This is a genomic window from Stutzerimonas xanthomarina DSM 18231 (genome assembly GCF_900129835.1).
GTDB lineage: Bacteria > Pseudomonadota > Gammaproteobacteria > Pseudomonadales > Pseudomonadaceae > Stutzerimonas > Stutzerimonas xanthomarina.
In genome coordinates, this window is sequence record NZ_FQXA01000005.1 from 158036 (window position 1) to 175732 (window position 17697).

At 61.3% G+C, this 17697-nt stretch carries 15 protein-coding genes; 8 read left to right on the top strand and 7 right to left on the bottom strand.

Going from position 1 to position 17697, the window contains the following annotated elements:
• Positions 1-171: 171 nt before the first annotated feature.
• Genes BUE09_RS14240 through BUE09_RS14255 form a run of 4 tightly spaced genes read left to right on the top strand, consistent with a single transcriptional unit; the run spans position 172 to position 3951 of the window.
• On the top strand, positions 172-669 hold the full coding sequence (locus tag BUE09_RS14240) for an LEA/WHy family protein (protein WP_073301615.1): 498 nt from the start codon (positions 172-174) through the stop codon (positions 667-669).
• 8 nt (positions 670-677) lie between these two features.
• Positions 678-881 (top strand): SEC-C metal-binding domain-containing protein, encoded by a 204-nt coding sequence (locus BUE09_RS14245; RefSeq protein ID WP_073301617.1) that lies wholly within the window; start codon positions 678-680, stop codon positions 879-881.
• A gap of 7 nt (positions 882-888) precedes the next feature.
• The gene (locus BUE09_RS14250) at positions 889-1353 is read left to right on the top strand and encodes a DUF2489 domain-containing protein (protein ID WP_073301620.1); all 465 of its coding nucleotides are present in this window, start codon (positions 889-891) and stop codon (positions 1351-1353) included.
• Positions 1354-1413: 60 nt separating this feature from the next.
• Entirely contained in the window at positions 1414-3951 is a 2538-nt protein-coding gene (locus tag BUE09_RS14255; protein WP_073301622.1) for a penicillin acylase family protein, read from the top strand.
• 43 nt (positions 3952-3994) lie between these two features.
• On the opposite strand, the gene BUE09_RS14260 is transcribed toward BUE09_RS14255, so the two are convergent.
• Complete coding sequence (locus BUE09_RS14260; protein ID WP_073301624.1) at positions 3995-4594, bottom strand: DJ-1/PfpI family protein; 600 nt, start codon at positions 4592-4594, stop codon at positions 3995-3997.
• A gap of 93 nt (positions 4595-4687) precedes the next feature.
• Complete coding sequence (gene tsaA / locus BUE09_RS14265; RefSeq protein WP_073302015.1) at positions 4688-5386, bottom strand: tRNA (N6-threonylcarbamoyladenosine(37)-N6)-methyltransferase TrmO; 699 nt, start codon at positions 5384-5386, stop codon at positions 4688-4690.
• Positions 5387-5796: 410 nt separating this feature from the next.
• Between tsaA and betT the strand changes: the two genes are divergently transcribed.
• The 3 genes from betT to betA all read left to right on the top strand — a co-directional run bounded on the left by betT (position 5797) and on the right by betA (position 11164).
• On the top strand, positions 5797-7863 hold the full coding sequence (gene betT, locus BUE09_RS14270) for a choline BCCT transporter BetT (protein ID WP_073301626.1): 2067 nt from the start codon (positions 5797-5799) through the stop codon (positions 7861-7863).
• Between the two features lie 96 nt (positions 7864-7959).
• Positions 7960-9432, top strand: a complete 1473-nt coding sequence (gene betB, locus BUE09_RS14275; protein ID WP_073301628.1) for a betaine-aldehyde dehydrogenase — start codon at positions 7960-7962, stop codon at positions 9430-9432.
• A gap of 55 nt (positions 9433-9487) precedes the next feature.
• Complete coding sequence (gene betA / locus BUE09_RS14280; RefSeq protein ID WP_073301630.1) at positions 9488-11164, top strand: choline dehydrogenase; 1677 nt, start codon at positions 9488-9490, stop codon at positions 11162-11164.
• 119 nt (positions 11165-11283) lie between these two features.
• On the opposite strand, the gene BUE09_RS14285 is transcribed toward betA, so the two are convergent.
• A complete protein-coding gene (locus tag BUE09_RS14285; protein ID WP_073301632.1) occupies positions 11284-11964 on the bottom strand; it encodes an SDR family oxidoreductase in 681 nt (226 codons plus the stop codon).
• A gap of 201 nt (positions 11965-12165) precedes the next feature.
• Here BUE09_RS14285 and BUE09_RS14290 point away from each other — a divergent pair, with 201 nt between their 5' ends.
• A complete protein-coding gene (locus BUE09_RS14290) occupies positions 12166-14883 on the top strand; it encodes a cation-transporting P-type ATPase (protein WP_073301633.1) in 2718 nt (905 codons plus the stop codon).
• A gap of 139 nt (positions 14884-15022) precedes the next feature.
• On the opposite strand, the gene BUE09_RS14295 is transcribed toward BUE09_RS14290, so the two are convergent.
• The 4 genes from BUE09_RS14295 to BUE09_RS14305 all read right to left on the bottom strand — a co-directional run bounded on the left by BUE09_RS14295 (position 15023) and on the right by BUE09_RS14305 (position 17656).
• Complete coding sequence (locus BUE09_RS14295; protein ID WP_073301635.1) at positions 15023-15760, bottom strand: SDR family oxidoreductase; 738 nt, start codon at positions 15758-15760, stop codon at positions 15023-15025.
• A 79-nt stretch (positions 15761-15839) separates the two neighbouring features.
• Positions 15840-16010: a hypothetical protein gene (locus BUE09_RS20285; protein WP_156889452.1), complete on the bottom strand. Its 171-nt coding sequence runs from the start codon at positions 16008-16010 to the stop codon at positions 15840-15842.
• Between the two features lie 84 nt (positions 16011-16094).
• A complete protein-coding gene (locus tag BUE09_RS14300) occupies positions 16095-16760 on the bottom strand; it encodes a TetR/AcrR family transcriptional regulator (protein WP_073301637.1) in 666 nt (221 codons plus the stop codon).
• Positions 16761-16867: 107 nt separating this feature from the next.
• Entirely contained in the window at positions 16868-17656 is a 789-nt protein-coding gene (locus tag BUE09_RS14305) for an outer membrane protein OmpK (RefSeq protein WP_073301639.1), read from the bottom strand.
• Between the last annotated feature and the right edge of the window lie 41 nt (positions 17657-17697).

Here is a 17697-nt window from a genome sequence, read left to right on the forward strand (position 1 = left end):
GACGTGCCTATTGTCTTGGCAAGCGAGTGGCGCGATGGCGGTAAAGGCACGACGGGCGGGAACGCCTCCCAGAACGGTCGCAAAGACGTAGCACGCGGCTGCTAATTTCGCCAAACACCATTGCGGGCGATCCGCTGCTTGCTACACTTGGCCGTCCTTTGGAGTACCGGAATGCTTTGCCACGCACCCATAAGAAGAATATCCAGAACGGTGATGTTGTTGAGTCTGCTGGCCGGCCTTGCAGGCTGTTCCACCTGGTTCAGCAGTGATTTCCGGGATCCCCGCGTTCAACTAAAAAACGTCGAGATCATCAAAGCCAGGCTGCTCGAACAGCAGTTCATGCTGCGCTTTCGCATCGACAACCCCAACGAGCAGAGCCTGCCGGTTCGCGGCCTGGTCTATACGGTGCACCTCAACGATATCGAGCTGGCTAGCGGTGAGTCCAGCGGCTGGACAACCGTTCCTGGAAACGGCTTCGAGTATTACGAGGTGCCGATCCATACCAATCTCTGGCGGCACATGAAATACATTGTGCGTTTACTTGAGAAGCCGGACCGGCCCATCGCCTATCGTCTGGATGGCGAGTTGAAAACCGGCCTGATGCTCGGGCGGCGCGTGCACATCTCCACCAATGGCGAGATAATCCCTGGCAACTTTATCCCGGAGTAGCAGTACCGATGAACCACGAAGCCCACGTGCACGGTCCCGATTGCAACCATGATCATGATCACGGCCACGCACACCACGATCATGGTCATGTCCACGGCCCGCATTGCAACCACAGCCACGATCCGGTGCGTAATCCGCTGAAGGATGTTGGTCGGAACGATCCCTGCCCGTGCGGTAGCGAAAAGAAGTTCAAGAAGTGCCACGGAGCCTGATCCGCGCATGACGCCCTTCGCCACACTGTTGCTTATCGCTGCGCTGCTGCTGGTTGCCGTCCTGGCCGGATACGCCCTGCACCTATGGCGCAAGGTGTGGCGCAGGGAGCAACAGCTCGCGGATATGCAATCGCAACAGCACACAGCACTAGCCGCGGATCTGCGTGTACTTGCAGGTAGCTTGCTCGACGAGCAGGTCCCGTTGATCGAAGGCGCGATCCGGATCAAGGTACTGCTGGACAACTACGACGCCACGCTAGGCCAGGATCCGCGCTGCCAGGTTTTCCAGGTACTCTTCGAGGAGACCGCGCAGGTACCAACGCATGAAGCCTGGAAAGCGCTGGATCGCTCCGAGCGTCGCCATCATGAAGCCCGCTTCAGCGCGCTCGAACTGCAGCACAAGGCCGAGGCGCGCCGCTCCGCCCGCTGGCTGCTCGACGAAGCACTGCCAAAGAATCACCAAGCCGCCTGAGCGCGACGGCTGATCACATCCTTTTCATACCCGTACTGCCCTGCCTGCAAGGAGCCGTTGATGCCACTGCGTCTGCCGTTTTCTCTGGTTCGCCTGTTTTTGGGCGCCGCACTTGTAGGTGGAGCCCTTAGCGGCTGCCAGGCCTATCTGGACAGTCGCTACAGCGACAGCCTGCCGCCTGCTCACGGCGTTCAGGCGATTACCGGTCTGGACAAAAGTGTGAGCATCCGTCGCAATGCGCTGGGCATGCCGCTGATCGAAACGGCGAACTTTCATGACGCGCTGTTCGGGTTGGGCTATGTACACGCCACCGACCGCCTGAGCCAAATGGTCAGCATGCGACTCATGGCACAAGGGCGCTTGGCTGAAATGGCCGGACCCGGCGTGCTTGAGGTGGACCGCTTCATGCGTGCTGTGAATCTTCGGCAGAGCGCTGCGATGCTGTATCAGGAAAGCTCGCCGCGAATGAAGCGCTTCTTCGAGGTGTATGCCAGAGGCGTCAACGCGTACATCTTCCGCCATCGCAACAATTTGCCGATGGACCTGGCCGCCGCCGGCTATACGCCTGAATACTGGAAGGCTGAAGATTCAGCGCTGGTGTTCTGTCTGTTGAATTTCGGCCTGGCGGTCAATCTTCAGGAAGAAATCGCATCGCTGGTCATGGCGCAGAAAGTCGGTGCGGATAAGGTCGCCTGGTTGCTGCCGACCTACCCCGACGAGGCGTTGCCGTTCGAGGAGGCCGAGAAGCTCAAAGGGCTGAAGCTGAGTGGCGATATTGCGGGGCTTGCAGCGCTCGATAGCGCTGCCACCCAGGTTGCTTCATTGAACATGCTGGGCGTCGCCGCTTCGAATAATTGGGCCATCTCCGGTAGCAATACCCGTAGCGGCAAGCCGATCCTGGCAAATGACACGCACCTGCCGCTGTCGATGCCTTCGTACTGGAACTACGTGCAGATTCGCTCGCCGAAATTCCAGGCTGCGGGCGTGACGATTGCCGGCGTGCCTGCCGTGGTCTCCGGGTTCAACGGCAAGCTGGGTTGGGGCATGACCATGGTCATGGGCGATACCCAGGACCTGTTTCTCGAGCAGGTGCGGCGCGAGGGCAGCCAGTTGCTCTACCTGGCCGATGGCAAGTGGGTACCAGCTCGTGAACGACATGAAACCTTCTTTATCAAGGGCGGCCGCCCAATCCGCGAAACGATCTACGAGACACGCAACGGGCCGCTGCTGAACAGCGTTCTAGGCGAGCGAAAACATCCTTTGCAGCCGCTGCAGTTGAGCAGTGGTTACGGGCTGGCCCTGAAGACCAACCAGTTCGAGGCTGATCAGACGCTAGATGCATTTTTTGACCTGACCCGTGCGCAGTCCGTCGATCAGGCGTTCGAGGCGACTCGTGACATCCGCGCTATGGCGCTGAACATCGTGTTTGCCGACCAGCAGAGTACCGGCTGGCAGGTCACCGGACGTTATCCGAACCGGCGTGAGGGGTTGGGCCTGCTTCCGTCGCCCGGTTGGGAAGGGCGCTATGACTGGGATGGTTACGCCGATCCCATGCTTCACCCCTATGATCAGGATCCGATACAAGGCTGGCTGGGAACCGCCAATCAGCGCACCGTGCCCAAGGGCTACGGCATGCAGCTGTCCAATTCCTGGTACTACCCCGAGCGCGCCGAGCGCATGGCCGAGCTGCTTGGTCAAGGCAAGCAGGACACACGCAGCGTGATCGCGATGCAGTACGACCAGACCACGACATTTGCTGCCAAGCTGCAGACGATGCTGCAGGCGCCGGGCATGGCGGAGCCGCTGAAATCCGCCATCGGTACGCTTGCCGAGCCTGAGCGGCGCCGGGCACGTGAAGCGCTTTCGACCCTTCTGCGCTTCGATGGCAAGCTCGCCGCCAGTTCTGCGGATGCTGCACTGTATGAAACCTTCCTGATGGAGACGGCGCGCCAGACCTTTCTCGACGAGCTGGGGCCTGATAACAGCGCTGCATGGAGGGCGCTGGTCGAGGCCGCGAACGCCTCTTATTCGGCGCAAGCCGATCACCTGCTGGCTCGCGACGACAGCCCTTTCTGGGATGACGTCGGCACGCCGGGTAAAGAAGACAAGCCGGCCATTCTTGCGCGTTCGCTTGCCGCCTCGGTCAGTCGTGTGGAAACTGCCCTGGGTGCGGACCGAAGTGCTTGGCAGTGGGGGCAGCTGCATACCTACACCTGGAAGACCGGCACTACGCAACTGGCGCCTCACATGTCGACAAGCCAGCGTGCCGGCATCAATGCAATCAGCGGCTATCTGGATCGTGGCCCGGTCGCGGCCGGTGGCGATCACAGCACCTTGAACGTGTCGGCTTACCGCTGGGGCGACAATTTCGATACCTGGCTGATTCCGGCGATGCGGATCATTGTCGACTTCGGACGTGACGAGCCCATGATCGGCCTCAACAGTACGGGTCAGTCCGGCAACCCGGCCAGCCCCCACTACGCAGACGGCATCGAGGCCTGGTTGAAGGGTGGTTACATGAGCTTTCCGTTCAAATCCGAGAACCTGGACAAGGTCTACGGTACTCAGCGGTTGTTGCTCACGCCGTCGCCTAAATAGTGTAGTGGCCTGTGAACGAGGCGGGATCTGACGTCGCTGCGGGTCAGCTGTTCTTATGCCAATCGAAATCCATCTGCCGCGCGGTGGCTGGTGCCAGCTCGTGGCCAGCGATCCGCTCGACCAAGTGCAGGCTCATGTCGATACCGGCGGAGATGCCCGCCGAGGTCACGTAGCGTCCGGTGTCCACCCAGCGACATCCTTCGACCACCTTCAACAACGGAAACATAGATTTCAGCTCTCTGACGTCTTCCCAATGGGTGGTCACTTTGTGTGCGTAAAGCACGTTGGCTTTCGCCAGCAGGAATGCGCCGGTGCATACCGAGGCGGTGAGTCCGGCCTGCGCGGCGGTTTTCTCGATCCACTGCACCACCTCGGGGTTCTCCAGTTCGCTCGTAACCACGCCACCCGGAATGATCAGCAGGTCGATGGGTGGATGGTTAGCAAAATTGTAGTTGGGTTGCACGACCAGTCCGGCCCTGGCGCGAACCAGGCCCTTGCGTGCAGCGATGGTCGAGGTCGAGAAGGGCGGTGGCTGACCGTCACGCAACGCCAAACGCGTCGCGGTGCTGAACACTTCATAGGGCCCGGTAAAGTCGAGCACCTCGACGTCGGGGTAAATGTAGATACCGACGAATGTGGGCATGACGGTTACCTGTCGTGTGCGCTGGGCTGAGGAGCACCTGCTCGAGCCGCTACGCAGGGCGTTCCTGAGCCGCTTGCGCGGGTTCAGCTCAGCCTAGCTGGCCGCTCGTGTCACTTCCAATACCGTGATGGTTGATGGCTTCGGGTAGTGCCATCGGACCTCGACATCCCAGAGACGGGTACCGTAACGACGTTCCGGAGCTGGGGTCTGGTAGGCCGGCCTCGGGTCTTGCGCCAGGCATTGCTCGATCAGGGCTTGCAGAGGTTCGCCCAGCCTTGCCGCTTCGCTCTGCGCTTGCTGCAGGCTGGATTCGGTCCAGTGCACGGCGATGAGGTTGGGCGCGTCCTCGGCCAAGCCATTATGGGCATCTGTGATCGCGTCGGCGTAGGGGACGTAGGGCTTTATGTCCAGTACGGGCGTCCCGTCGAGCAGATCGATCCCTGATAGATGAAGGCGTCCTGGCTCGATTCGGTCGAGCTTTACCACTGACTGCCCGATGCCGTTGGGTCGGTGTGTCGCACGTGTGGCGAAAACGCCAACCATCCGATTGCCGCCCAGGCGTGGCGGGCGCACCCGTAGCCGGGGTTCGGCCTCCAGCGCTTGATGAAAAAGAAACAGTAGCCAGACATGGCTCACCTGTTCCAATCCCTCCAGCGCGTGGGGCTGGTCGAACGGTGCGACCAGCTCCAGCACGCCGCGAGCAGCGGGTGCCAGCTGCGGCTGGCGCGGAATCGCGAACTTCTCTTTGAAGCAGGAGTGGACAAAGCCGATTGGGGAGACGGAGTAGGACATGCTGACCATCCAGGCGCGGGGCTGCCATCTTACTCGTTGCGGTAGCGGGTCGCGCCATGCGCCCCGGCTGCTAGCTCCGATCAGCGGTGCTAGCCCGCGCGGATGCGTTCTTTATGAATCGAACTTCACTCGCGCGGAGGCGGCCGAGAGGTGCGGCGTTTGGAAAATTCGTGTAGGATGCGCGCCCTTTTTCGAACATAGGCTAGGTTTGTTTTACGGCTCTACGCTTCACCCCTTTCCAGCGCCGTGCTCGCCAGAGCTATACGGCGGTTTTTGGCACGTCGCCCCTGACGTAGCCCCGCATACAGGCAGCAGCAGTGCAGCCGCTTTGGCAGTCGCGAAACGTGACCGCCGCATTTCGTCGCATCGCGATGTCCTAAAAGCCAGAACAAGTTCCGGAGATAGAACTGATGAACGAGGCTGAGCTCTCACCCGACCACACCGACTCAACACGGGATCGCATCAACCCGGTCGTTTTCTACAGTTCGGCGGTTGCCATCGTACTGTTTGCGATCTGGACGATGTTTTTCACGGAGCCATCCCTGACGGTCATCAATACCGTCCTGGGCTGGATTTCAAACACCTTTGGCTGGTTCTACTTTCTAGCCGTACTGGTGTACCTACTGTTCGTGATTGTCATTGCAACCACGCGCTACGGCAAAATCAGGCTAGGCCCTGATCATTCGAAACCGGAATTCAATGTCGTTACCTGGGCGGCGATGCTGTTCTCCGCCGGTATCGGCATTGACTTGCTGTTTTTCTGTATCGCCGAACCGATTACCCAGTACCTGGAACCGCCGGTAGGCGTAGGCGGCACCGCGCAGGCGGCGCGGCATGCCATGGAGCTGACTTTCTTGCATTGGGGGCTGTCTGGCTGGGGTGTTTACACTTTGGTGGGCATGTCGCTAGCCTACTTCAGCTTTCGCCAAGGGCTTCCCCTTTCGATCCGCTCGTCGCTGTACCCGATCTTCGGCAAAGGCATCTACGGGCCCATCGGGCATACCGTGGACACGGCGGCGGTGCTGGGTACGGTGTTCGGCATCGCCACGAGTCTGGGCATTGGCATCATTCAGCTCAACTTCGGCCTCAACTACATTTTCGGCGTGCCTGAAAGCACGCTGACTCAGTCGGTGCTGGTCGTGTTGATCGTGGTGTTCTCCGCGATATCGGCGGCGACCGGGGTGGAGCGGGGCATCCGTCGGCTCTCCGAATTCAACATGCTGCTCGCGGTATTGCTGCTGCTGTTCGTGTTGTTCGCCGGCAAGACCACCTTCCTGCTCAACGCGTTGGTGATGAACATTGGCGACTACTTTTCCAATTTCATCAGCCTGTCGTTCGATACCTACGCTTATGACCAGCCCACCGATTGGCTGAATGCCTGGACAGTCTTCTTCTGGGCCTGGTGGATCGCGTGGGGCCCCTTCGTCGGACTGTTCCTGGCGCGCATCTCGCGAGGCCGCACCATCCGTGAGTTCGTGATTGGTACGCTGCTGCTGCCGCTGGCCTTCATGATGGCGTGGATGTCGATCATGGGTAACAGTGCCATCGACATGGTCATGAACGGTGCCGTTGAGTTCGGCGCGCAGGCAGTCAGCAATCCTGGCTCCTCGATCTATCTGTTTCTGCAGAGCTTGCCTTGGGCAGGCCTGACAACGGCGGTCGCCACTATTCTGGCCATTGTGTTCTTCGTGACTTCGGGCGACTCGGGCTCGCTGGTGCTATCCAATTTCACGTCGATTCTCAAGGACGCCAATAGCGATGCGCCGGTCTGGATGCGTGTGCTCTGGGCCGGGATCATTGGCGTGCTGACCCTGGCGCTGCTGATTGCCGGCGGGCTGAGTGCGCTGCAGGGCACCGTGGTGATCATGGGGCTGCCGTTCTCCATCGTGCTGTTGTTCATGATGGTCGGTCTGTTCAAGGCGTTGCACGTCGAAGGGGTGATGGCGGACAGTTATCAGAAGAGCCTTTCTGGGCAGCTTTCCGGCCGCGCAACGCTTGAACATGCCCACATGAACTGGAGCCAGCGGCTGTCGCGCGCGATGAGCTTCCCGAGCCTGTCGCAGATTCGCCGCTACCTCAAAGAGACATGCCGGCCAGCCATGGAAGAGATCCAGAAGGCGCTCGGAGAGAAAGGCGTGCCGGTGGAAATCATCGAAGGCGAGGCGGGCAACGAGCACCTGATTTTCAACGTGAATCTGGGCAGTGAAATGGACTTCACCTATCAGATCTGGCCAGTGCGCAGCTCCATGCCGTCGTTTGCGGTACGCACCTCCAGCAGCAGTGCGCACTATTACCGGCTTGAGGTGCACCTGCGTCAGGGCAGCCTGGGCTACGACCTGATGGGCTACTCGAAGCGTCAGCTGATCGAAGACATCCTCGATCACTACGAACACCACATGCAATTTCTGCATCTGCAGCGCGAGAAAGGCAGCCTGGCGGACGGCTCATCCGAACCAGGCACCGCAAGCGCCACCTGACTGCGATCACGGCGAACCTACAGGTTCGTCGTGGCACCTGAAACGTGGCGGCGGCTTATCCGGCCGTTGCCACCCAGACATTCGAAGAGGTAAATCATGGCCCGTTATCCACGGCAACAACTCTATATCGATGGCAGCCACATTGAGGCCAGCGGTGGACAGGTCTTCGAGAGCATCAACCCGGCCAACGGCGAAGTACTTGCCGAAGTGGCTCAGGCGTCGAGTGCCGACCTGGAACGAGCAGTTGTCAGCGCAGAGAAAGGCCAGAAGATCTGGGCCGCACTGACCGGCATGGAGCGCTCGCGTGTGCTGCGCAAGGCGGTCGACATCCTGCGTGAGCGTAACGATGAGCTGGCGCTGCTGGAAACTCTCGATACCGGCAAACCGCTGATGGAGACCCGTAGCGTCGATATTGTCACCGGTGCTGACGTGCTCGAGTACTACGCAGGCCTGGCGCCGGCCATCGAAGGCGAACAGATCCCGCTGCGCGACACCAGCTTCGTCTATACCCGCCGTGAGCCGTTGGGTGTGGTGGCCGGGATCGGCGCCTGGAACTATCCGATCCAGATCGCATTGTGGAAAGCCGCACCCGCTCTGGCCGCGGGCAACGCGATGATCTTCAAGCCGAGCGAAGTAACTTCCTTGAGCGCGCTGAAGCTCGCCGAAATCTTCACCGAAGCCGGGCTGCCCGCAGGCGTGTTCAATGTGCTGACCGGCACGGGTGCCGAAATCGGCGCCTTGCTCACCGAGCATCCGCGCATCGCCAAGGTGTCCTTTACGGGTGGTGTGACAACGGGCAAAAAAGTCATGGCCAGTGCGGCCAGCTCATCGCTCAAGGACGTGACCATGGAGCTGGGCGGCAAGTCGCCGTTGATCGTCTGCGACGACGCCGATCTGGATCGCGCCGCCGATATCGCTGTGATGGCCAATTTCTTCAGCTCCGGTCAGGTCTGCACCAACGGCACCCGCGTTTTCGTGCCGCGCACTTTGTTGGGTGAGTTCGAGGCGAAGCTGCTCGAGCGGGTCAAACGCATCCGCATGGGCGACCCGCAAGACGAGCAGACCACATTCGGCCCCATGGTCAGCTTCGCCCACATGCAGAACGTGCTCGGTTATATCGCCAAGGGCAAGGCGCAGGGCGCGCGTCTGCTCTGCGGCGGTGAGCGCGCCACCGGTGGCGATTTCGGCCGTGGCGCCTACATCGAGCCGACCATCTTCAGTGACTGCACCGACGACATGATCATCGCCCGTGAAGAGATTTTCGGTCCGGTGCTCAGTCTGCTGGCCTACGACGATGAGGACGAGGCAGTGCGCCGCGCCAACGACAGCGACTACGGTCTGGCCGCCGGTGTTGTCACCCGTGATCTGGCGCGCGCCCACCGCATCATTCATCAGATGGAAGCCGGGATCTGCTGGATCAATACCTGGGGTGAATCTGCCGCGCAGATGCCCGTCGGCGGCTACAAGCAGTCCGGAATTGGCCGCGAAAATGGTATCTCGTCGCTGGCGCATTACACGCGGTTGAAGTCCGTACAGGTAGAGCTGGGCGAGTTCGCGTCGGTTTTCTAAGCGAGCAGGCTGAGACGAGCGCAGGACAGCGCTCGCCAACGCGACAGGAGGATTCATGGAATACGACTACATCATCATCGGTGCCGGCTCTGCGGGTAATACCCTGGCTGCACGCCTGACCGAGGACGCGGATGTCAGTGTCCTGCTGCTGGAAGCCGGCGGTCCTGACTATCGCCTCGATTTCCGCACTCAGATGCCGGCGGCACTGGCCTACCCGCTGCAAGGCACGCGCTATAACTGGGCTTACAAGACCGATCCAGAACCCCACATGAACAACCGCCGCATGGACTGTGGCCGCGGCAAGGGTCTGGGCGGATCATCGCTGATCAACGGTATGTGCTACATCCGGGGCAACGCGTTGGACTACGACAACTGGGCGACCATGCCCGGTCTCGAGGACTGGTCCTACTTGGATTGCCTGCCATATTTCCGTAAGGCCGAAACCCGCGACATCGGTCCCAACGACTATCACGGTGGCGATGGGCCGGTCAGCGTGACCACGCCCAAGCCCGGCAACAATGTCCTGTTCCACGCCATGGTGGAGGCAGGCGTACAAGCCGGCTATCCCAAAACCGAGGATCTGAACGGCTACCAGCAGGAAGGCTTCGGCCCGATGGACCGCACCGTCACGCCCAATGGTCGTCGCGCCAGCACGGCGCGTGGCTACCTGGATCAGGCCAAGGATCGCCCGAACCTGACCATCGTCACTCACGCCGTGACGGACCGCGTGCTGTTCGAAAACAAGCGCGCTGTCGGCGTGAAATATCTGCGCGGCCGTGAGCAGGCGACCACTGCACGAGCGCGCCGCGAGGTGCTGCTCTGCGGCGGTGCCATTGCCTCGCCTCAGGTGCTGCAGCGCTCAGGGGTTGGCCCGGCGTCGCTGCTCAAGGGGCTCGGTATCGAGGTGGTTCATGACTTGCCTGGCGTCGGCCAAAACCTGCAAGACCATCTCGAGATGTACCTGCAGTACGAATGCAAGCAACCGGTTTCGCTGTATCCCGCTTTGAAATGGTGGAATCAGCCGGCAATCGGCGCTCAGTGGCTGTTCGCCGGCTCCGGCATCGGCGCCAGCAATCAGTTCGAGGCGGGCGGCTTCATTCGCAGTCGCGATGAGTTCGATTGGCCGAATATCCAGTTCCACTTCCTGCCCGTTGCGGTCAGCTACAACGGCAGTAATGCTTACGACGGCCATAGCTTTCAGGCCCATGTGGGCTCGATGCGCTCACCGAGTCGGGGACGGATACAGATTCGTTCGACCGACCCGAAAGTCGATCCGAGCATCCTCTTCAACTATATGGCCCACGAGCAGGACTGGCAGGAGTTTCGCGATGGCATCCGCCTGACGCGCGAGATCATCAACCAGCCGGCTCTCGATCCTTTCCGTGGCAAGGAACTGAGCCCGGGGGTGGAGGCCCAGAGTGATGCGGATCTGGACGCTTTCGTCCGTGAGCATGCCGAGACGGCCTATCACCCATCCTGCTCCTGCAAGATGGGCACGGACGAGATGGCGGTGGTCGATGGTCAGGGTCGTGTCCACGGCGTGGAAGGCCTGCGTGTGGTGGATGCGTCGATCATGCCGCAGATCATCACCGGCAACCTCAATGCGACCACCATCATGATCGCCGAGAAAATTGCCGACCGGATTCGTGGGCGGCAGCCATTGCCACGCAGTACCGCAGCCTACTACGTCGCCAAGGGCTCCCCTGTGCGCAAGGCACCACAGCGAGGCTGACGGATATTGGGTGGTTTTGCAGGCGGCCGAGTAATTAGGCCGCCCCAGACTTCGTTGCGCAGCTTCGGTACGCAGCGCGCGCCTTCATGCTTCGTGAAGTGGTTGAAGCGGCGCCAGGATCACCAGGGCAGCAGATCGCCCTGATAATCCAGGTACCGATGGCCGCCAGTGCCCAGTGCCTTGGTAACCTGCTCGACCATGCCGCGTGCACTGGTTTCGACTTCCAGCGGCGCCTGCTCGCCGCCCATGTCGGTCTTTACCCAACCGGGATGCATCGACAGCACGGTCACTCCGGTCTCGCCCAACTCCGCCACGAAAGTGCGGGTCATGTGATTGAGCGCGGCCTTGCTCGCACCGTAGAGCGACATGCCCATTCCTGGACCGGTCTCGACGCTGCCGAGGATCGAGCTCATGAACACCACCACGCCTTGTTTGGTATTGACCAGCGGCAGCAGCCGTTCGGCCAGGCGCAACGGCGCAACGGCGTTGGTATAGAACAGATGGCCGACTTCCGTTTCAGTTGCCAGGTTGGCCGGCTTGCCCTGCGGCCCGGCAACGCCAGCGTTGACGAACAGCACATCCAGCTGTGTGCCCTCTAACCGCCTGGCCAGCGCATCGACGCTTGCCGCATCGTTCATGTCGAGTGTTTCCACGCTCACTCGTGGAATCTGGCTGAGCGCGTCGGCCTGCTGCGGGGTGCGTACGGTGGCAATGACTTGCCAGCCTTCGCTGGAAAATTGCTTGGCGAGGCCTAGCCCGAGGCCGCGCGATGCGCCGATGATGAGTACCGTTTTGTTCATGAGAGATCCTCGCACCTGAGAGTAGTGGCCAAGCATAGCTTGGCGTAGCGACAGGCTGCGCGGTGCTGCTGCGACATTCAACCGCTGCCTCTGTGTTGCAACGCGTGTCCCCGCGATAGCTATGTTGGTCTGTATGCGGCTCTCATGAGACCACTGCGTTGCCGCATTGGGCACAAGCGAATCAAGACCAAGGGGGATCCCATGCCCGAACAGCAAACCCGAGCGAACTGCTGGCACGCCTGTCAGGTTGATGAGGCATTGCGTGAGCTTGAAGCGTCGCCCGCAGGCCTGACTCCCGATCAGGTGAAGGATCGGCTCGCCAGCTACGGGCCGAACCGTCTCGATGAAGCATCGCCCGCGAGCGTCTTGCAACGGCTGCTGCGCCATCTGAACAACGTGCTGCTCTATGTATTGATTGCTGCCGCGCTGGTCACCGGTTTGATGGGGCACTGGGTCGATACTTTCGTGATCCTGGTGGTGGTAGTGCTTAACGTCGCTATCGGGTTCGTCCAGGAAGGCAAGGCGGAGAAAGCGTTGCAGGCCATCCGCCACCTTTTGGCGCCCCATGCGGTGGTACTTCGCGACGGACATCAGCAGGATATCGATGCGGCTGAACTGGTCCCCGGTGACGTGGTGCTGCTGGCATCCGGCGACAGCCTGCCGGCAGACGTGCGGCTGCTGCAGGCGCGCAACCTGTGTATCGACGAGTCGGCGCTCACCGGTGAATCTGTCCCGGTGGACAAGCAAGTCGAGGCCGTGGCCGATGACGCGCCCATTGGGGATCGTCTCTGCATGGGTTACGCCGGCACGCTGGTGACCCAGGGGCAGGCCCGCGCCGTGGTCGTCGCCACGGGCGCGGCCACAGAAATCGGTCGCATCGGTCGCATGCTGGAGTCGGTCGAGCAGGGCACCACGCCGCTGCTGCGCAAGATGGAGGCGTTCGGCCGCATCCTGACGATGGTGATTCTCGCTACCAGCGCCGTGCTCTTCCTGTTCGGCACGCTGGTACGCGGCATGGGCGCCGGCGAAATGTTCATTGCGGCGGTAGGGCTCGCAGTGGCGGCAATTCCTGAAGGGCTGCCGGCGATCATGACCATCACCCTGGCCATTGGTGTGCAGCGGATGGCGACCCGTAACGCCGTGATCCGGCGGCTGCCCGCAGTCGAAACGCTGGGTTCGGTGACGGTGATCTGCTCCGACAAGACCGGCACCCTCACACGTAACGAAATGACCGTGCAGGAGGTGATCTGCGCCGGCCAATCGTTGGAGGTCGAAGGTGCCGGCTATGCACCGCATGGCGCGCTGCGGGTCGATACTGTGCCCATCGAGCCGGCTGCATTTCTGGCCCGATCGCCTGCGGTCAATGAATTGATGCACGTGGCAGCGTTGTGCAACGACGCCAGCCTGCACGAGAAGGATCAGGTGTGGACGCTGGCCGGCGATCCCACCGAGGGCGCACTGCTGACCCTGGCAATGAAAGCTGGGTTGTCACCGACTAATCTGCATGTCGATCATCCTCGGCTGGATGTGATCCCCTTCGAGTCCGAGCACCGTTTCATGGCGACGCTGCACGCAACTGATAGCGGCAGCGAGGTGCTGATCAAGGGCGCGCCGGAGCGCATTCTGGCCATGTGCGCCAAGCAGATGATGGCCGATGGCGAAGAGCGGCTCCTGGAGCCGGACCTGTGGCATGCGAAGGTCGAGGTGCAGGCGCAAGCCGGCCGCCGCGTTCTAGCGCTTGCTCGTCGGCAACTGCCCGCCGGCAAGGACATGCTCGAGCATGCCGATGTGGCCAACGGGCTCACCCTGCTCGGGCTGGTCGCCATCATCGATCCGCCGCGCGAGGAGGCGATACGCGCCGTTGCGGAGTGCCGCGCTGCCGGCATCCGGGTGGTGATGATTACCGGTGACCACGGCGTCACTGCCAGTGCCATTGCCAGACAGCTCGGCATGGGGGATGACATCAAGGCCATCACCGGACCTGAGCTGGAACGGATGGACGAAACGGCGATGCGTCAGGCAGTCGCCGAAGCCCGCGTGTTCGCGCGCGCCAGCCCGGAGCACAAGCTGCGGCTGGTGCGGGCGCTACAGGCCAATGGCGAAGTGGTCGCGATGACCGGCGATGGCGTCAACGACGCGCCGGCGTTGAAGCAGGCGGATGTGGGCGTAGCCATGGGGATGAAGGGCACCGAGGCGGCCAAGCAGGCCGGTGCCATCGTGCTGGCGGACGATAACTTTGCCTCGATCGCGCATGCCGTGGAAGAAGGCCGCACCGTTTATGACAACCTGCGCAAGACGGTGACTTTCCTTCTGCCCATCAATGGCGGCGAGTCGTTGTCGTTGCTGCTGGCTGTGCTGCTCGGTATCGCCTTGCCGATCACGCCGGTGCAGGTGCTGTGGGTGAATATGGTCAGCTCGGTGGCGCTGGCGATGGTCTTGGCGTTCGAGCCCACCGAGGCGGATGTCATGCAGCGTTCGCCGCGGCGGCAGGGCGAGCCGATGCTGTCGCGATTCGTTATCTGGCGGATCTTCTTCGTCTCTGCGCTGTTCCTGGCGGGCATTTTCGGTATGTTTGAGTGGATGCGCGGTCAAGGTGCAACGGTTGAGGCAGCGCGAACCGTGGCGGTCAACACGCTGGTCTGCATGGAGGTGTTCTACCTGTTCAGCGTGCGCTACCTGAAGGCGCCTTCGTTTACGGTCGAAGGCGTGAAGGGCACGCCGCGGGTGCTGGTGGCGGTATTTGGGGTGTTCGCCCTGCAGCTGCTGTTCACCTACGCGCCGTTCATGCAATCGCTGTTCGCCTCCGAGGCGCTATCGCTGTCTACCGGTATGTGGGTGGTAGTAGCGGGCGTGGCGGTCCTGGTCATTCTGGAAGTTGAAAAGGCGGTGCTGCGACAGCTGGGTCTTGGCCCATCGTGATAGCTGTGAGCGGGGCAGAGCGCGTGCCCCGCGCTTGTTCATCGAGGTTTACGACCGGCCTTCCATGGCTGTCCCAGCGACACCCGCGTGCACAGCAAGCCAAGGCGGGCGGCCGGTATGCAGCGCAACACTGGTGCCGCTAGTAGGGGCTTGCAGTCGGACGGACTACCAGCTCGCTCACATCCACATCAGCGGGCTGTTCGACGGCATAGGCGATGGCGCGTGCAATGGCTTCGGCTGGAATGGCGATGCGACGGAAATCGTTCATGGCCACCCGCGCAGCCTCATCGGAGATGCTCTCGGCCAGTTCCGATTCGGTGACGCCAGGCGAAACCACCGTGACGCGAACGTCGCCGCCGACCTCCTGGCGCAGCCCTTCGGAAATGGCGCGAACTGCGAACTTGGTGGCGCAGTAGACCGCGGCGGTGGGGCTGACGGCGTACGCGCCGATGGAGGCGATGTTGATGAACTGGCCAGAGCGCTGGCGCTGCATCAGCGGTAGCGCGGCGGCGATGCCATGTAACACGCCACGGATGTTCACATCGATCATCCGGTCCCACTCGTCGACTTTCAGGGCATCGAGGCGCGACAGCGGCATCACACCGGCGTTGTTGATGAGTACGTCGACGCGGCCGAAGCGCTGTTCGGCGAAATCGATGAAGGCCTGGGTATCTTCGCGACGGGTGACGTCCAGCGTGCGGCAAGCTGCGACACCTCCTGATTCTGTGATGCTGGCGGCAAGGCTTTCCAGACGTTCCAGGCGACGTGCGCCGAGCACGACCGTTGCGCCTTTTGCGGCCAGCAAGCGTGCCGTGGCCTCGCCGATACCGCTGCTGGCGCCGGTGATGAGGATGATTTTCCCGGTGATGTTCGACATAGGTGGAGCCTCCGCTAGGTCATTCGAGTCGACGCCCATGCGCCGTGATTTCGATGCTAGGCAGAACGCGCGACTGGCGTTAGGTCGATCCTGCCGAGGGCTTGCCTGATTCTGGCCAGGTACGGATTACCAGATGGTCGTGCAGTGCCGCGGCTTCGGCCTCCAACAGTTGGTCGACTGCCTCGAGCTTGCGCTGGCTGACGTCGACTGCCAATCGATAGGGCTGGTCCACAGCACAAGGAGGCGACATTGAGACGGCGGGCGCATGACTCGCGGGCGAAGGATGCGCAGGCGTCAGGACACATGGATGACCGCTCGGGCAGAACGGTGCGGATTAGCGTGGCGGGTTCAGACCGCATCCTTTGAGGATGACTTGAATGAGCGTCTCGGTGCCCCGCTCGAAATCATCCTTGGTGACGCGACGTTGGCCGGTGATGCGTCGGATCTGATCCGAGAAGTCGGCGTAGTGCTGGGTGCTGCTCCAGATCAGGAAGATCAAATGCATGGGGTCGATCGGGTCCATCTTGCCGGCGTCGATCCAGGCCTGCAGCACCGCGGCGCGACCGCGAAACCACTCGCGATAGTCCTCGTTGAAGTGCGACGAAAGACACTCGCAACCACTGATTATCTCCATGGCGAAGATCTTCGAGGCCTGCGGTTGCTTACGCGAAAAGGCCATCTTGGTGCGGATGTAGCCGGCCAGCGCAACGGCCGGATCATCCTCGACGGTGAGGTGATCGAAGGCGTTGTCCCAGAGCTCGAGAATATGTCGCATCACCTCGACATACAGGCCGAGCTTGTTGGTGAAGTAGTAGTGCAGGTTGGCTTTTGGCAGTCCGGCGCGCATGGCAATGGCGTTCATGCTGGTGCCTTTGTAGCCGTGACGGGCGAATTCCTCTGCGGCTGCAGACAGGATCAGCTCTTCGTTCTTCTGTCTAATCTGGCCGGTGCGTTTGCCAGCGGTAGACGCCGGGGTCAGCGTAGCGTCGAAGGTGGTCATAGATCCCGTTCCTGTGTCGGCGGCATCAGGTCCGATGCGCTTGTTGAATGCTAGCCTACGCTGGCTCGGGAAAGGTGGCCGCCCGCAGTAGCGAGCGGCCGTGCAGGTTAGAAATGTACCTTCACGATGGCGTTCCAGGCGCTCTGATCGGTGTCGAATGCGCTCGTGCTTTCAATACCGTACTTGTCGGACCAGTAGTCGTATTCGATACCGACATAGAGCTGGCCGGCCTGCTGGTACACGGCCTTGCCGAGGTCGTACTTCACCTGCGGGTTGATATGCAGGTTCTTCGACTGGTAGTCGGCGGAACCCTTGTTACCCGCGTCATTCACGACCCAGTCGATAAAGCCATCGAAGAGAATGTCCGAGTTGCCGACCGGAATGGTGATGGCCCAGGTCGGGGTGATCTGCCACTGGCCGGACGCCTTTTCACGAATGCCATCGGGCTTGCGGTAATAGGTGTTGATGGCCAAGCGGTCGAAGCCCGGGACCGTCAGGTCGACGGCTGGGCCGAGCAGGTAGTTCTGCACCTCATCCTCGCCGCGCTCGTAGGTGAAGGCGACCAGTACATCCTTGATCGGACCGTACGAGAAATCGATTCCGCTGGTTTTGCCGAGCGACAGGCGCGGGCTGAACTCGCCGTAATAGGTACGTGCGGCTTCGCTGTCGTCCTGGCTTTCGTTCCATTTGTAGTCAACGAACAGGAATACGTCGCCGTAGGTCCAGCCGCTGGCATGTTCGAAGGTCAGGGTGTGCTGGGTATCGGGGTCGACCTTGAAGTCGTTCCCGTACAGATACGTCAGGCTGTTGTCCTGCCAGAGCATCGGTGCGGCGATAGCCTGGCCTGCGAGCATCATGCCGCTGGCAACTGCGGCAGTGGAGAGAATGGATTTCATGTAGCGCTCCTGTTGCGTTATGTGTGCTTTTTTGTTGGCTG

Bases quoted from the DNA above. Each gene is read 5' to 3' on its own strand.
- BUE09_RS14240 (WP_073301615.1), top strand. From the start codon at position 172: ATGCTTTGCCACGCACCCATAAGAAGAATATCCAGAACGGTGATGTTG.
- BUE09_RS14245 (WP_073301617.1), top strand. From the start codon at position 678: ATGAACCACGAAGCCCACGTGCACGGTCCCGATTGCAACCATGATCAT.
- BUE09_RS14250 (WP_073301620.1), top strand. From the start codon at position 889: ATGACGCCCTTCGCCACACTGTTGCTTATCGCTGCGCTGCTGCTGGTT.
- BUE09_RS14255 (WP_073301622.1), top strand. From the start codon at position 1,414: ATGCCACTGCGTCTGCCGTTTTCTCTGGTTCGCCTGTTTTTGGGCGCC.
- BUE09_RS14260 (WP_073301624.1), bottom strand. From the start codon at position 4,594: ATGCCCACATTCGTCGGTATCTACATTTACCCCGACGTCGAGGTGCTC.
- tsaA (WP_073302015.1), bottom strand. From the start codon at position 5,386: ATGTCCTACTCCGTCTCCCCAATCGGCTTTGTCCACTCCTGCTTCAAA.
- betT (WP_073301626.1), top strand. From the start codon at position 5,797: ATGAACGAGGCTGAGCTCTCACCCGACCACACCGACTCAACACGGGAT.
- betB (WP_073301628.1), top strand. From the start codon at position 7,960: ATGGCCCGTTATCCACGGCAACAACTCTATATCGATGGCAGCCACATT.
- betA (WP_073301630.1), top strand. From the start codon at position 9,488: ATGGAATACGACTACATCATCATCGGTGCCGGCTCTGCGGGTAATACC.
- BUE09_RS14285 (WP_073301632.1), bottom strand. From the start codon at position 11,964: ATGAACAAAACGGTACTCATCATCGGCGCATCGCGCGGCCTCGGGCTA.
- BUE09_RS14290 (WP_073301633.1), top strand. From the start codon at position 12,166: ATGCCCGAACAGCAAACCCGAGCGAACTGCTGGCACGCCTGTCAGGTT.
- BUE09_RS14295 (WP_073301635.1), bottom strand. From the start codon at position 15,760: ATGTCGAACATCACCGGGAAAATCATCCTCATCACCGGCGCCAGCAGC.
- BUE09_RS20285 (WP_156889452.1), bottom strand. From the start codon at position 16,010: ATGTCGCCTCCTTGTGCTGTGGACCAGCCCTATCGATTGGCAGTCGAC.
- BUE09_RS14300 (WP_073301637.1), bottom strand. From the start codon at position 16,760: ATGACCACCTTCGACGCTACGCTGACCCCGGCGTCTACCGCTGGCAAA.
- BUE09_RS14305 (WP_073301639.1), bottom strand. From the start codon at position 17,656: ATGAAATCCATTCTCTCCACTGCCGCAGTTGCCAGCGGCATGATGCTC.